This window comes from Streptomyces sp. Y7 (assembly GCF_043195415.1).
In the GTDB taxonomy this organism is placed as follows: Bacteria; Actinomycetota; Actinomycetes; order Streptomycetales; family Streptomycetaceae; genus Streptomyces.
The window spans coordinates 169,524-183,889 of sequence record NZ_JBIDDQ010000008.1; the positions used below are offsets into that span (position 1 = coordinate 169,524).

The 14,366-nt window shown below is 70.0% G+C and carries 13 protein-coding genes and 1 tRNA gene; 7 read left to right on the forward strand and 7 right to left on the reverse strand.

Translation table 11 applies throughout. The annotated features are described in order from the left end of the window. Positions 1 to 43 precede the first annotated feature (43 nt). The 5 genes from ACGFW6_RS22130 (at position 44) to ACGFW6_RS22150 (ending at position 5,715) form a co-directional block, all read left to right on the forward strand. The gene (locus ACGFW6_RS22130) at positions 44 to 1,252 is read left to right on the forward strand and encodes a DNA cytosine methyltransferase (RefSeq protein ID WP_393512321.1); all 1,209 of its coding nucleotides are present in this window, start codon (positions 44 to 46) and stop codon (positions 1,250 to 1,252) included. A gap of 41 nt (positions 1,253 to 1,293) precedes the next feature. Then, positions 1,294 to 2,088 carry a DNA primase gene (locus tag ACGFW6_RS22135; protein WP_393512795.1) on the forward strand — a complete coding sequence of 265 codons (795 nt, stop codon included), beginning with the start codon at positions 1,294 to 1,296 and terminating at the stop codon, positions 2,086 to 2,088. Between the two features lie 2 nt (positions 2,089 to 2,090). Then, on the forward strand, positions 2,091 to 3,566 hold the full coding sequence (locus tag ACGFW6_RS22140; protein ID WP_393512324.1) for an ATP-binding protein: 1,476 nt from the start codon (positions 2,091 to 2,093) through the stop codon (positions 3,564 to 3,566). 488 nt (positions 3,567 to 4,054) lie between these two features. Then, positions 4,055 to 4,243, forward strand: coding sequence for a helix-turn-helix transcriptional regulator (locus tag ACGFW6_RS22145; protein WP_393512327.1), 189 nt, complete (start codon positions 4,055 to 4,057; stop codon positions 4,241 to 4,243). A gap of 59 nt (positions 4,244 to 4,302) precedes the next feature. Then, the gene (locus ACGFW6_RS22150) at positions 4,303 to 5,715 is read left to right on the forward strand and encodes a tyrosine-type recombinase/integrase (protein WP_393512330.1); all 1,413 of its coding nucleotides are present in this window, start codon (positions 4,303 to 4,305) and stop codon (positions 5,713 to 5,715) included. 134 nt (positions 5,716 to 5,849) lie between these two features. On the opposite strand, the gene ACGFW6_RS22155 is transcribed toward ACGFW6_RS22150, so the two are convergent. Further along, positions 5,850 to 5,931, reverse strand: a tRNA-Tyr gene (locus tag ACGFW6_RS22155). Positions 5,932 to 6,156: 225 nt separating this feature from the next. Here ACGFW6_RS22155 and ACGFW6_RS22160 point away from each other — a divergent pair. After that, positions 6,157 to 6,645, forward strand: a complete 489-nt coding sequence (locus ACGFW6_RS22160) for a YajQ family cyclic di-GMP-binding protein (protein WP_393512333.1) — start codon at positions 6,157 to 6,159, stop codon at positions 6,643 to 6,645. A gap of 241 nt (positions 6,646 to 6,886) precedes the next feature. On the opposite strand, the gene ACGFW6_RS22165 is transcribed toward ACGFW6_RS22160, so the two are convergent. Then, entirely contained in the window at positions 6,887 to 7,153 is a 267-nt protein-coding gene (locus ACGFW6_RS22165) for a GlsB/YeaQ/YmgE family stress response membrane protein (protein WP_393512336.1), read from the reverse strand. Positions 7,154 to 7,289: 136 nt separating this feature from the next. Here ACGFW6_RS22165 and ACGFW6_RS22170 point away from each other — a divergent pair, with 136 nt between their 5' ends. Then, positions 7,290 to 8,561, forward strand: coding sequence for an APC family permease (locus ACGFW6_RS22170; protein WP_393512339.1), 1,272 nt, complete (start codon positions 7,290 to 7,292; stop codon positions 8,559 to 8,561). Between the two features lie 490 nt (positions 8,562 to 9,051). On the opposite strand, the gene ACGFW6_RS22175 is transcribed toward ACGFW6_RS22170, so the two are convergent. The 5 genes from ACGFW6_RS22175 to ACGFW6_RS22195 form a co-directional block, all read right to left on the reverse strand. After that, complete coding sequence (locus tag ACGFW6_RS22175; protein WP_393512342.1) at positions 9,052 to 9,618, reverse strand: SMI1/KNR4 family protein; 567 nt, start codon at positions 9,616 to 9,618, stop codon at positions 9,052 to 9,054. Positions 9,619 to 9,748: 130 nt separating this feature from the next. After that, positions 9,749 to 10,144 (reverse strand): YccF domain-containing protein, encoded by a 396-nt coding sequence (locus ACGFW6_RS22180; protein ID WP_393512345.1) that lies wholly within the window; start codon positions 10,142 to 10,144, stop codon positions 9,749 to 9,751. Then, positions 10,141 to 11,001 (reverse strand): zinc metalloprotease HtpX, encoded by an 861-nt coding sequence (htpX, locus tag ACGFW6_RS22185; RefSeq protein WP_393512348.1) that lies wholly within the window; start codon positions 10,999 to 11,001, stop codon positions 10,141 to 10,143. The genes ACGFW6_RS22180 and htpX overlap by 4 nt, the downstream gene beginning before the upstream one ends. Positions 11,002 to 11,265: 264 nt before the next feature. Beyond that, positions 11,266 to 12,789, reverse strand: a complete 1,524-nt coding sequence (locus ACGFW6_RS22190; RefSeq protein ID WP_393512351.1) for an NADH-quinone oxidoreductase subunit N — start codon at positions 12,787 to 12,789, stop codon at positions 11,266 to 11,268. Continuing rightward, positions 12,786 to 14,360 (reverse strand): NuoM family protein, encoded by a 1,575-nt coding sequence (locus ACGFW6_RS22195; protein WP_393512354.1) that lies wholly within the window; start codon positions 14,358 to 14,360, stop codon positions 12,786 to 12,788. The genes ACGFW6_RS22190 and ACGFW6_RS22195 overlap by 4 nt, the downstream gene beginning before the upstream one ends. Positions 14,361 to 14,366: the final 6 nt, after the last annotated feature.

The following is a 14,366-nucleotide window of genomic DNA, read 5'->3' on the forward strand; positions in this document are numbered from 1 at the left end:
CCCTTGTCACCCAGCACCCTCAACAGGACTGGAGACCTCCAGCATGACCGAACCGACCGACATCCGGCGAGCGCAGGTCGTGTCCCGACCCCTCAGGGTTGTGGACGCGTCGGCCAAGAGCCCGACCGGAGCAGGTTGCCGCGTGATCCCCAACGGCATCGTTGAACTGTTCCGCGGACCTGGTGGCTGGGCAGAGGGCCTGCGCATGCTCGGCCTGGCCGACATCGGCCTGGAGTGGGACACAGCGGCGTGCCAGACCGCGCACGCCGCCGGCCACTCGACTATCCAGGCCGACGTAGCCGCCTACCCGACCGCCCCGTTCAAAGACCGCATCACCGCGCTCATCGCGTCGCCGCCGTGCCAGGCCTGGTCCCGCGCCGGGAAACGCGGCGGACTCGCCGACCAGCCGCTCGTGCACCAGGCCGTTCACGACCTCGCCCATGGCCGCGACACCCGCGCCGAACTCCTCGCCCAGTGCAAGGACGAGCGGTCCCTGCTGGCTGCGGAGCCGATGCGCTGGCTGTACGACCTGCGCCCCGAGTGGGTGTGCCTGGAGGAAGTCCCCGACGTCCTCCCGCTGTTCCGGCAGATCGCCGCCGTGCTGCGGGAGTGGGGCTACAGCGTGTGGGCGGGCCTCGTGAACGCCGCCGACTACGGCGTCCCCCAGAGCCGGCGACGCGCGATCCTCATCGCATCCCGGGTCAGGTCCGTCACCGCGCCAACGCCGACGCACAGCGAGCACGGCGCCATCGGCCTGTTCGGCGACGACCTGCCCCGCTGGATCACGATGGCCGAAGCCCTCGGCTGGGGGGCCACCGACCGCCCCGCGCCCACCGTCACCGTCGGCGGCGGCAAGACCGGCGGCCCCGAGCCCTTCCCGACCCAGGCGCGCGCCGCGCTGCGCGCCGCCCAACAGCGCGGCGCCTGGGTCCTCCACACCAACCGCAACCAGCAGCCCGACGGCAGCCGGCAGACCGCCGACCCCTACGCCGGTCCCGCCCCCACCTTCACCGCCAAATCCGGCAGCCAGTGGATACTGCGCAGCGGCTCCCAGGAAGAGCCGGACACCGTCCGTCCTACGGTCTCCGAAGCCGCAGTACTCCAGTCCTTCCCAGCCGACTACCCGTTCCAGGGCACGAAGACGAAGCAGTTCGAGCAGATCGGCAACGCCGTGCCGCCGCTGCTCGCCGCCCACATCGTCTCCGTACCCACCGGCATCCCGGTCCGCCCGGCCCTAGGGGCGGCAGCGTGAGCGAGCATCTGCACACCGCTGTCCACCTCGCAGCCAGCGGCATGCCCGTCCTGCCGCTGCGTCAGGGGAAGGTGCCGTTCGGGAACTGCCCGGCATGCGCACAGAACGTGTGTGGTGGCCGGCAAAATATGAAGACCCCCGGCCCCTGCACCTGCCCGGCGCCCTGCCACGGCTGGGCCGCCGCCACCACCGACCCCCACGTCCTCAACTCGCCGACGTGGGCGCGGGCGTGGCGCAAGGCGGCAGCAGTGGCCTACCACCCCGGCGGCGCCGACCTGACGGTGGTCGACCTCGACAACCCGGCCGCGATCGCCTGGGCACAGCGGGCCCTGCCGTCCACCCGGACCGTGGCCACCACGCGCGGAGAGCATTGGATCTACCAGGGCGCCATGGGCTCCGTGAACGCCGTCCGGAACGGCGTCGACATCAAGTCCACGATGGCCTACGCCCGCTGGGTCGGTCCCGGCACCGGCACCATGACGGCGTTGCCGGACGTCGTGCGTGCGCTGGCCGTGAAGGAGCCCGCCATTGTCCGGGCGGTGCCGCAGGGGCTGAGCATGCCGGCGTTGGCCGGGGGCGGGGAGTGCCGCCATCGCACGCCCGTCTACCTGGACCGTGGCATCGCCATGGCGGAACAGCAGATCACGGAAGCGTCCAGTGCGGTCCACACCACGGTCTACCGGACGTTCCTCGCCGTGCTGTCCACGCATGGCCGGTGCGGCTGCCTGACCGACGCACATGTCGCGCGGCTGTTCGCCGCCGCTCAGGCCAAGGGCGAATCGGCGCGGCACTGCACCGACGCGTGGGCCAACGCCCGTACGAGGTTGGGACTGTAGCCATGTCCGACGACGACAAGACCCCCGCCCGCGAGGTCATCGCCGACTACGCGCAGCAGCACTTCCGGTACTTCCGCACGGCGGACGGGACCGTGTTCGCGCAGAGGAACGGCCACCCCGTGGCCCGCCCGATCCGCTCGCAGGGCACCTCGGGCAGCCACCGCCAGGAACTCATGGTCGGCCTCTTCAACGACGGGCACGGCGTGTTCAACGGGACCGCGCTCAAGGAGGCGTTGGACTTGATCGAAGCACTCGCGATGAGCCAGGACGTACAGCCCGTCCACATCCGCGTCGCGCCGGGATTCGACGGGGCGACGTGGCTGGACCTGGGCCGTAACGACGGACAGTCCGTCCGCATCCACCCCACCGGCTGGGACATCGTCACCCCCGACCCCGGCGAGGTGTGCTGGCGGCGCACTCAGCTCACCGGGGAACTCCCCCTGCCCGCCAAGGACACCGACGGCAAGGGCATCGACCTGCTGCTGAGGCTGTGCAACTTCGCCAACGCGGAGACCGAATGCCTGGCCGTGGCCTGGCTGATCGGCTGCCTCGGGCCGTCCGTGCCCGTCCCCGCCCCCTTCCTCACAGGCCCCCAGGGCGCAGGCAAGTCCACCGGCGGACGCATGCTCGTGCGCATCATCGAGGGCATGAGCGGCGACCTGCGCCGCGCCCCCAAGGACGAAGAGAACCTGATCGCGGCCGTGGCCGCCGGATGGGTCACCGCCCTGGACAACCTCTCCCACCTCGCCCCGGACCTGTCCGACCTCATGTGCTGCATCGTCACCGGAGCCGAAACCATCAAACGCGCCCTGTACACCGACGGCGACGTGGTCCGCGCCCGCTACCGCCGGCCCCTGCTGCTGACGGGTATCGACGTGGGCGTCATCCGTCCCGACCTCGCCGAGCGTCTCCTGCCGCTGCGCCTGGAACGCCCCCGCGTGAGGCGTACCGAGGCCGAACTGTGGGGGGAGTTCGAAGAGGTCCTGCCCGTCGTTCTCGGGTCTCTGCTCGATCTCACGGTCAAGGTCCGCGCGGCCGAGGCGGACATCCCCACCGACCTGCGCATGGCCGACTTCGCCCACCTGTGCGCACAACTCGATGCGGCGACCGGCCTCGGAGCGCTCAACGCCTACCGGACCAGCCTGGACGACCTCAACGACGATGTCATCGAGGGCGATCTCCTGGCACAGACCGTTTTGCAGCATGCCGCCGGCCTGGAAGCGGAGGCAGAGCAGCGGATGACGTCTGCCGAGTGGCTGCACTGCCTCACCCGGCTCTACTCCGGAGACGACTTCCGACCCCTGCCCAAGGGCTGGCCGACCACCGGCAAGGTCCTCTCCGACCGCCTCAAGCGGCTTCAGCCGACCCTCGCCGCCCGAGGCGTCCTCATCGACTGGGGTCGGACCAAAACGGCCCGCTACATCGAGATGACCCGACCGCCCGCCCCGCCCACACAGCAGCAGGAGCCGGCGTTCTGAGCGGCGGCGCCGCAGCCGTCCCGGACAAGCAAGAAGAGCACCACACGCCGGACGTGCTCCTCTTGCTGTCCGGCGCAACGCGCCGCCCAACGGTCGCGCCGCGAAGCGGCTCCTTTTTCACGCCTTAAGGCGCACCACACCACAACAGACACCACCCTTCTCTTGTCCAAAGAGAAGAGACGCTGCGTCACCCGCGTCACCCCGAGGGGCCAAATATCCCGTGACCTGCCGCAACACCGGTGACGCAGACGGACAGCGGCTGCGTCACCCCGCGTCACCCGCGTCACCCGCGTCACCGATGACGGATGGCCTGCGTCACCGATGACGCACCCCGGAGCTACTGCGTCACCCCAAAACGCAGGTCAGAGGCGTAAGTGACGCAGATGACGCGGTGATGCAGAAATCCGCACCTCGGACAGGCCCGGGCTGCCGACAAACCCAAGCCCGCCATTCCCCTCCAATGGTCGAAGCCTCGAAGGAGTCGCACCGTGGCACGCCCCAAGATGCTCAAGCTCCTGGAAGTTCTCGAAGAGATCGACATGAGCCGCGCCGCCTTCTACCGCATGCGCGCCCGGGGTAAGGCCCCGAAGCTCATCAAGCTCCCCAACGGTCAGATTCGCTGCCGCCGCGCCGACCTCGACGCGTGGTGGTCGTCCATCGAAGACACGGCTGCCTGACGCCCCCCCCCATCGAGCCCGCCCCACTTGGGGCGGGCTCTTTCACTGCCCGGAGAGCCATGCCCCTCACCTACGACGTTCGGATCTACAGCATCGAAACCCGCCGCGACCGCCCGAAGCCCTACCGCGTCCGGTGGCTTGTGGGAACCCAGAAGCATTCCAAGAGCTACACCGTCAAAGCCCAGGCTGACGGCCGTCGCTCGGAGCTGATGACCGCCCTACGCAAGGGCGAACAGTTCGACGTGGAGACGGGCCTCCCCGCCTCCGAACTCCGTGCGCTGAACGGCTCCGTGACCTGGTACGAGCACACGCGCGCCTACATCGACCGCAGATGGGACAAGCTCCCTGCCAAGTCGCGCCGCAACGACGCCGACGCCCTGGCCACCATCACCCCCGCACTCGTGAAGACAACCGTCGGGCAGCCCTCGTCCCGCGTACTCCGCACCGCCCTGTACGGCTGGGCGTACAACAAGAGCCGCTGGTCCCAAGAGCACCCCAGCGACGTCACGGACGCACTCCGCTGGCTGGAGAAGAACTCCCTGCCCGTGGCCGCTCTCGAAGACCCCGCCACGCTCCGTCTGGCTCTGGACGCCCTGTCGACACTGCTCAACGGCTCCTCCGCCGGCGCACGAACGGCGCGGCGCAAGAAGGCATGCCTCAGTGACGTCTTGGGGCTCGCGGTCGAGCGGCGCTACTTCAGCGTTCCGGTCAACCCACTGTCCACCGTGAAGTGGTCGGCTCCGAAGTCGACCGAAGAGGTTGACCCGGCGAGCGTCGCCAACCCTCGCCAGGTGCGGGCTCTGCTTGAGGGCGTACGCGTGCAGGGCGAGCGGGGTGCACACCTTGAGGCGTTCTTCGGGTGCCTGTACTACGCCGCCATGCGCCCGGCCGAAGCGGTTGGACTGACCGCGTCCCAGTGCCACTTGCCGAAGAGCGGGTGGGGCAAGCTCACCCTTCGCGGCGGGATCGTCCACGCCGGCCGCGACTGGACGGACGACGGTCGGGCCCACCAAGACCGTCACCTCAAGGCACGAGCACAACGAGACTCGCGCGTGGTGCCCATACCTCCCCACTTCGTCGCGATGCTCCGTTGGCACATCGAGCGCTACGGCACGGCTCCGGACGGCCGCCTGTTCCGCACGAACCGGGGCGGTGTGATTCAGGACACGGGGTACGGCGAGGTGTGGGCAAGCGCCCGAGGCGACGCACTGACGCCAGAGCAGGAGGCATCGCCGCTCGCCCGGCGACCGTACGACCTCCGGTGCGCCGGGGTCTCGTTCTGGCTCTACAGCGGAGTCGACCCGATGGAGGTGGCGCGTCGGGCCGGACACTCGGTCGCCGTGCTGCTGCGCGTCTACGCAAAGGTTCTGGCGCAGGCCCAGGAGCGAGCGAACCACCAAATCGAGGCTGGCCTGCGGGAATGGGACGGAGCTGGCCCCTCCCCCGGGGGACGCCTGGGGGACACGCGCTGATCAGGCTTGGGACTCACCCGAGACTAGGTGAGACAAGCCACCCATTTCGACCCTCGTTCGAATGGTGCTGTTCGAATACGAAAAGACCCCCTCCGCGCTGCGTTTCCGCAGTTCAGAGGGGGTCTTTCTCAGCGTGGCGGCGCCAGGATTCGAACCTGGGAAGGCTGAGCCGGCAGATTTACAGTCTGCTCCCTTTGGCCGCTCGGGCACACCGCCGGGGTTTGCTGCCCTTCGAACCGCTCTTGGGCGGTGCTCCCTGGCAACGACGTAAACAATACCCGATGCGGAGGGGTGCTTCGCCACCCGATTGATCGCCTCCCGGGGGACGTGGGGTGGCTAGGCTTGTCCGGATGCGGTCCGGGGCCTGCCCCGGGCTCGGCGGCCGCCCCCACGCCGCCGAGTCGCACCCCACACGCACCCCGATACAAGGAGCCACAGGACATGGCCGACTCCAGTTTCGACATCGTCTCGAAGGTCGAGCGGCAGGAGGTCGACAACGCCCTCAACCAGGCCGCCAAGGAGATCTCCCAGCGCTACGACTTCAAGGGCGTGGGTGCCTCGATCTCGTGGTCCGGGGAGAAGATCCTGATGGAGGCGAACTCCGAGGACCGGGTGAACGCCGTCCTCGACGTCTTCCAGTCCAAGCTGATCAAGCGGGGCATCTCCCTGAAGGCCCTGGACGCGGGCGAGCCCCAGCTCTCGGGCAAGGAGTACAAGATCTTCGCGACGATCCAGGAGGGCATCTCCCAGGAGAACGCGAAGAAGGTGGCGAAGATCATTCGCGACGAGGGTCCGAAGGGCGTGAAGGCCCAGGTCCAGGGCGACGAACTGCGAGTCAGCTCCAAGAGCCGGGACGACCTCCAGGCCATCATCGCCCTGCTGAAGGGCAAGGACTTCGACTTCGCGCTCCAGTTCGTGAACTACCGGTAGCCGGCCGACTCGGCCCCGTGCCAGCTCCACGAGGTCCAGGGGTCTACCGGTCTACGGGTCCATCGGGTCTGCGGGTCTGCGGGTCTGCGGGTCCACGGGTCCACGGGTCCACGGGTCCACGGGTCCACGGGTCCACGGGTCCGCGGGTCCACGGGAAAGGGTGGGCGCCCCGTTGGGGGATGCCCACCCTTCCTCGCCTGCTGGCTGCGGTCTGGAGGTGTCGCTCTGCGGCTGAGGCCGTTCAGCTGCGGGAATGGCCGAACAGGAGGCGGTAGGCGATCAGGAGCACGAGGGAGCCGCCGATCGCCGAGGCCCATGTCGCGCCGTCGTAGAAGTCCTGGGTGATCGGGTGGTCCAGCCAGCGGGCCGAGATCCAGCCGCCGATGAACGCGCCCGCGACGCCGATGAGCGTCGTGCCGATGAAGCCGCCCGGGTCGCGGCCCGGCAGCAGGAACTTGGCGATGGCCCCGGCCAACAGCCCCAGAATGATCCAGCTGATGATCGTCATGCCTTGAACCTGCCCCTCCGCGCTGTGCCTGCACTTTCACGGCACTGTGATCTCGGGCGCGCTTGTTCGTGCTCTGTTGATGGGCAGGACGCCACGGAGGCACCCCTCGGTTGCAGCGATCAGTAAGGTTCCGGCCATGACACAGCCCAGCTCCGCCTCCCCCGAGCTGCGGCGCACCCTGGGGGTCGGGGACGCCGTCATGATCGGGCTCGGCTCGATGATCGGGGCCGGGATCTTCGCCGCGCTGGGCCCCGCCGCGCACGCGGCCGGTACCGGACTGCTGCTCGGGCTGGCAGTCGCGGCCGTGGTCGCCTACTGCAACGCCACGTCGTCGGCACGCCTCGCAGCCCTGTATCCCGCCTCGGGTGGCACTTACGTCTACGGGCGCGAACGGCTCGGCCCGTTCTGGGGGTACCTCGCGGGCTGGTCCTTCGTCGTCGGCAAGACGGCCTCCTGCGCGGCGATGGCACTCACCGTCGGCGCCTACGTCTGGCCGGAGCAGGCGCACGCGGTGGCGGTCGCGGCCGTGGTGGCGCTGACCGCGGTGAACTACGGCGGTGTCCAGAAGTCCGCCTGGCTGACCCGCGCGATCGTGGCAGTGGTCCTCGCTGTCCTCGCTTGTGTGGTGGTCGTGTGCCTGGGGTCCGGGGAGTCCGATGCCGGACGGCTGGACATCGGGGCGTCGGGCGGCGTCGGCGGAGTGCTTCAGGCGGCCGGTCTGCTGTTCTTCGCGTTCGCCGGGTACGCGCGGATCGCGACCCTGGGCGAGGAGGTGCGGGACCCGGCGAAGACCATTCCCCGGGCGATTCCGCTGGCCCTGGGCATCGCGCTGGTGGTGTACGCGTGTGTGGCGGTGGCTGTCCTCTCCGTTCTGGGGTCCGAGGGTCTCGGTCAGGCGAGCGCGCCGCTGGCCGACGCGGTGCGGGCGGCCGGGGTCCCTGGGCTGACGCCCGTTGTGCGCGTGGGAGCCGCCGTCGCCGCGCTCGGCTCGCTGCTCGCCCTGATCCTGGGCGTCTCACGGACGACGCTGGCCATGGCCCGTGACCGGCATCTGCCCGGCGCCCTGGCGGCCGTGCATCCGCGGTTCCAGGTCCCCCACCGGGCCGAACTCGCCGTGGGCGCGGTGGTCGCGGTCCTGGCCGCCACGGTGGACGTGCGGGGCGCGATCGGGTTCTCCTCCTTCGGTGTGCTGGCGTACTACGCGGTGGCCAACGCGTCGGCCTGGACTCTCAGCTCCGCGCCGGCCGCTCGCGTCGTCCCCGCGGTGGGGCTCCTCGGGTGTGTGGTGCTGGCCTTCTCCCTTCCGGGGGTCTCCGTGGCCGTCGGTGCGGGGGTGCTGGCGGTGGGGGTGGCCGCGTACGGCGTACGGCGGTGGGTGGCGGCTCGGTCGGGTGCGCGGGGGCGTTAGCCGACGGGTGGTTGGGGTTGGGGGCGGACGCGGGTGGGTTGGGGGCGGACGCGGGAACCCGTGGGCGATACTCGGGCTGGCGGGCAGTGGGGTGCGGACGCGGAAACTCGGCCAGGCGGCCTGGAGCGCGGTCCGGCGGGCGATGGGGTGCGCGCGGGTACCGTCGCCGACGCGCCGGGGCCGGGTGCGGCAGGGGGGAAACCCCGGCCGACACGCAAGGCGGGAGCGCGTGCCGACCAGCGGTTGGATCCGGACGCCGGAACCACGGCCGACGCGCGGGGCGCGGTGTGGAAGGGGGGAAACCCCGGCCGACACGCAAGGCGGGAGCGCGGACCGACCGGCGGTTGGATCCGGACGCCGGAACCACGGCTGACGCGCGGGGCGCGGTGTTGGCCGACGAGCAGTGGGCGCAGCGGCGGAAGGGCCCGGGAGATCGGCGGCCGAGCCGGCCCGAATCGCCGGTTGGAGTCGAATCGCCGGGCCGGGTCGATCAGGGTCTGGGTGCCACCGCCGTGCGTATGCGGAAGTCGGCCCAAGGGGCCATTTCCAGTTCCTCGTTCATCTCCTCGTACCAGCCTGTGCCGTCGGCCCAGGCGCGCAGCCAGTGGGCGAGGCTCGGGGCGTCCACGTACCAGGCGTGGTCCGCGTCGTCGGCGTTCGGTTCGAAGAGCAGGACGGTGGATTCAGGGCTGCGGCAGTCGACGCAGGCGTACATCGCGCAGCCCCAGTGGGATATGGGCAGGACGCCTTCGGGCCAGGGCCAGTCGGGATCCTTGCGGGCGCTCTCGCGATTGGCGAGGTACTGCGTGACGGCGGCGGGCTCACCGGACGGAGGGCTGTCGAGCAGGGGCAACAGGCCGTACTCCGGGCCGAATCCGCCGTCCCCTATACGGAGGTAGAGGTCGGCGAGCAGCGGTGGCAGGCTGAAGCCGAGAGCGGCCTCGGCACGGGCCACGGTGGCCGCGTCCACGGGCTCGGGCAGTGAAGTCCAGCCCCACGGCCGGGTGTTGCGGGCCTTGTCCGCCACCCTCGTCAGCAACTGCTCGTTGTCGGTCATGCATTCATGATGCAAGCCGCCACTGACAATCGGGCCGGCCTGTGGACAACCTCCGAGTTGTGGAAAACCCTCGGCTGTCGCCCGGGTCCGGCGCGGCCCCTTCCCCGCTCGGTCAACGGCTCTGTCGGCTCTACCAGGTCGACGCGAACGGCCTGTCGGTCGAGACGATTTCGCGGCCCAGGGGGAACAGCGACACCGGGATCAGCTTGAAGTTGGCGATGCCGAACGGGATGCCGATGATCGTGACGCACAGCAGCAGGCCGGTGACGATGTGGCCGATGGCGAGCCACCAGCCCGCCAGGACCAGCCACAGGACGTTGCCCACGCACGAGGGGGCTCCGGCGTCGTGGCGCTCGATCGTCGTGTAACCGAAGGGCCACAGGGCGTAGACGCCGATGCGGAAGGCGGCGATACCGAACGGAATGCCGATGATGGTGATGCACAGCAGCAGGCCGGCGGCCAGGTAGGCGAGGAACAGCCAGAAGCCGCTGAGGACGAGCCAGATGACGTTCAGGATGGTTTTCACCGGGGACCAGCCATCCTCTCGAGCCGGGCGATGCGCTCCGCCATCGGCGGGTGGGTTGAGAACATCTTGGAGAACCCCTGACCTGGGCGGAATGGGTTGGCGATCATCATGTGGCTGGCGGTCTCGATGCGCGGCTCGGGCGGCAGCGGGAGCTGCTTGGTGCCGGCGTCGAGCTTGCGCAGCGCGCTGGCGAGGGCGAGGGGATCGCCGGTGAGCTGGGCGCCGGACGCGTCGGCCTCGTACTCTCTGGAGCGGCTGATCGCCAGCTGGATGAGCGAGGCGGCGAGCGGCCCGAGGATCATGATCAGCAGCAGGCCGAGGATGCCGGGGCCGTCGTCGTCATCTGAGCGGCCGATCGGGATCAGCCACGCGAAATTGACCAGGAACATGATCACCGAGGCCAGGGCCCCGGCGACCGATGAGATCAGGATGTCGCGGTTGTAGACGTGGCTCAACTCGTGGCCGATGACGCCGCGCAGTTCGCGCTCGTCGAGGATGCGCAGGATTCCCTCGGTGCAGCACACTGCGGCGTTGCGCGGGTTGCGGCCGGTCGCGAACGCGTTCGGGGCCTCCGTCGGCGAGATGTACAGGCGCGGCATGGGCTGGCGGGCCTGGGTGGAGAGATCGCGGACCATGCGGTAGAGCTGTGGGGCCTCGAATTCGCTGACCGGTCGGGCGCGCATCGCGCGTAGCGCCAGCTTGTCGCTGTTCCAGTACGCGTACGCGTTCGTGCCCAGCGCGATGACCACCGCGATGACGAGCCCCATGCGGCCGAAGAAACTGCCGATGACGATGATGAGTGCGGACAGTCCCCCGAGGAGGACTGCGGTCCTGAGCCCGTTGTGCCGGCGGTGCACGGTACGCCCTCCAAGTGGTGCGGCAGGGGAACCCTTTGCTGGTCGATCTGCGATGCCACTGGTGCCGTGGTGTCACGTCCAGTGGACCCTTCTGTACTGGTCAACGCCAGGCGAGGGCCACGGGTTCCCTTGTGCGTGTGGCGGCGGGCGTGCGCCGTACGGGTGAACGCGCCCGCGCGCGTGGGAGGGAGGGTCGGTCCCACGCGCGCGTACGGAACGGTCTTGGGTCTTCGGGCCTTCGCCCGGGTTTCCTTCGCCCCGGTTTCAGAAGAGTCCGGTGTCGGCGAACCGCAGGATCAGCTGGGGCGCTCCGGACAGGGCGATGCCGACGACGCCGGTGAGCGCCATCGCGGCCGTGACCGGTGCGGGAGCGAGGTACCGGACGGGCTCGCCCTCCGGGGCGCGGAACAGCAGGGCCGTCCACTGGAGGTAGTAGAACAGCGCGATCACGACGTTGACGGCCATGACCACGGCCAGCCAGCCGAGCCCGGCGTCGACGGCGGCGGAGAAGACGGTGACCTTGGCGAAGAGGCCGATGATGCCCGGCGGGAGCCCGGCGAGGCAGAGCAGGAAGAAGGCCAGGACGAGGGCGGACAGCGGGTTGCGCGCGTACAGGCCGCGGTAGTCGCTGATGCGGTTGAGGGTCTTCGTGCGGCCCACGAGTGCGGCCACCGCGAAGGCACCGAGGTTCACGGCGGCGTACATGAGGGCGTAGGCGACCGTGGAGCCGATGGAGCGCTCGGTGTCGTCGGAGTACGCGGCGGCGGCGATCGGCACCAGCAGGTAGCCGGCCTGGCCGACGGAGGACCAGGCGAGCAGGCGTACCGCGCTGTACGCGCGCGTGGCCTGCTGTCGCAGGGCGCCGACATTGCCGACGGTCATGGTGAGGGCGGCCAGCGCGGCCATGGCCGGGCCCCAGACGTCGGCGTACGACGGCAGGGCGATGACCGTGACGAGGATGAGGCCGGTGAAGCCGACCGCCTTGCCGACGACCGACAAGTAGGCGGCGACCGGCAGGGGCGCCCCGACGTAGGTGTCCGGCACCCAGAAGTGGAAGGGCACGGCGGCCGTCTTGAAGGCGAAGCCGATCAGTGTGAGGACGACTCCGGTCTGGACGAGGGTCTGGAGCTGTCCGTCGACGTCCTGGATCCGCTCGGCGATCTGCGTGAGGTAGAGGGTGCCCGTGGAGGCGTACACGAAGCTGATGCCCATGAGACTGACCGCGGTCGCGGTGACCGAGGACAGGAAGAACTTCAGTGCCGCTTCGGAGGACTTGCGGTCGCCGTGGCGCAGGCCGACGAGGGCGAAGGCGGGCAGTGAGGCGACTTCCAGGGCGACGATGAGGGTCGCGAGGTCCCGGGAGGCGGGCAGCAGGGCGGCGCCGGCCGCGGAGGAGAGCAGCAGGAACCAGAACTCCCCTTCGGGGAGTCCCTTGTTGGCGTCCTTCAGGGCGGTGACCGACAGCAGTGCCGCGAGGAGGGCGCCGCCGAGGACCAGGAACTGGATGACGAGGGTGAAGCGGTCGGCGGTGTAGCTGCACAGGGCGTCGTCGCCGGCCAGGCAGAACGTGGAGCGGTCCCCGTCCAGGAGGGGCAGCAGCAGAAGCGCGGAGGCGGCGAGGCCCGCCACGGACGTCCAGCCGAGCACCGCCTTCCTGTTCTCCGCGATGAACAGGTCGGCGACGAGCACCACGAGTGCGACGACCGCCGCGACGGTGGGCGGCGCGATGGCGAGCCAGTCGACGGACTGGACGAGGTTCGCGGCCAGTGGCTGGGCCAGGGAGCTCATCGGGTGCCTCCTGCGAGGAGCTGCTGCACGGCCGGGTCGGTCAGGCCGAGGAGGGTCTTCGGCCACAGTCCGGCGACGACGGTGAGGGCGACGAGCGGGGTCCAGGCCGCGAACTCGTAGCTCTGGACATCGGCGAGCTTCGGGGCGTCCTGCGGCGCCGCGCCCATGCAGACGCGGCGAACCACGACGAGGAGGTACGCGGCGGTGAGCAGGGTGCCGAAGGCGCCGATCGCCATGAAGGTGAGGAAGGCCGGGCGGCTGAGCTCGGGGGCGGGCTCGAACGCGCCGAACAGTGCGAGCATCTCGCCCCAGAACCCGGCGAGCCCGGGCAGCCCGAGCGAGGCGACCGCGGCGAAGGCGAGCAGGCCGCCCAGGCGCGGGGCCTTGCCGTACAGCGCGGCGCCGGTCTGCTCGGCGAGGGCGTCGAGGTCGGTGGTGCCCGTGCGGTCCTTCAGGGCGCCGACCAGGAAGAACAGCAGGCCGGTGATGAGGCCGTGGGCGATGTTGGCGAACAGGGCGCCGTTCACGCCGGTCGGGGTCATCGTGGCGATGCCGAGCAGGACGAAGCCCATGTGGCCGACGGAGGAGTAGGCGATGAGGCGCTTGAGGTCGCCCTTCGCCCCCTGTTTGGCGAGGGCCAGGCAGGCCAGGGATCCGTAGATGATCCCGACGACGGCGAAGGCGGCGAGATAGGGCGCGAAGTCGGCGAAGCCGTCGGGGGCGATCGGCAGCAGAATGCGCACGAACCCGTACGTGCCCATCTTCAGCAGCACACCGGCCAGCAGGACCGAGCCGACGGTCGGGGCGGCGGTGTGGGCGTCGGGCAGCCAGCTGTGCAGCGGCCACATCGGGGTCTTGACCGCGAGCCCGATCCCGATCGACAGAACGGCGATGACCTGCACGGATGTGGTCAGCGACCGGCCGTTGTCAGTGGCGAGTGCCACCATGTCGAATGTGCCGGTCTTGATCCCGATCAGGAGCAGGCCGAGCAGCATGACCACGGAGCCGAGCAGCGTGTAGAGGATGAACTTCCAGGCGGCCGCGGTCCTGCCCTCGCCGCCCCAGCGGGCGATGAGGAAGTACATCGGAATCAGGACCATCTCGAAGGCGAGGAAGAACAGCAGCAGGTCGAGGACGGCGAAGGTGGCGAGGGTGCCGGACTCCAGGACGAGCAGCAGTGCGACGAACGCCTTCGGGGTCGGGCCCGCGGGCATCTTGAAGTAGCTGTAGAGCGCGCAGAGGAAGGTCAGCAGCGCGGTCAGGACGACGAGGGGGAGTGAAATGCCGTCGACGCCGAGGTGGATGCGCACGTCGAGTGCGGGGATCCAGCTGATGTCCGTGCTCGCCTGCATCTTCGACGGCTGGTCGTGGTCGAAGCCGAGCGCCAGGACGATCGCCGCGATGAGCACGACGCCGGTGACGGTGACGCCGTGCCGGAGCACGGCCTGCTCGGGCGACTTCCCCTTCAGCCCGGGCGGGGCGGGCAGGAGAGCGGCGGCGGCGCCGAGAAGCGGGCCGACGACGACGAACGCCAGAAGGAACTGCATCACGGACTCGTTGATATCGATCACGCCTGC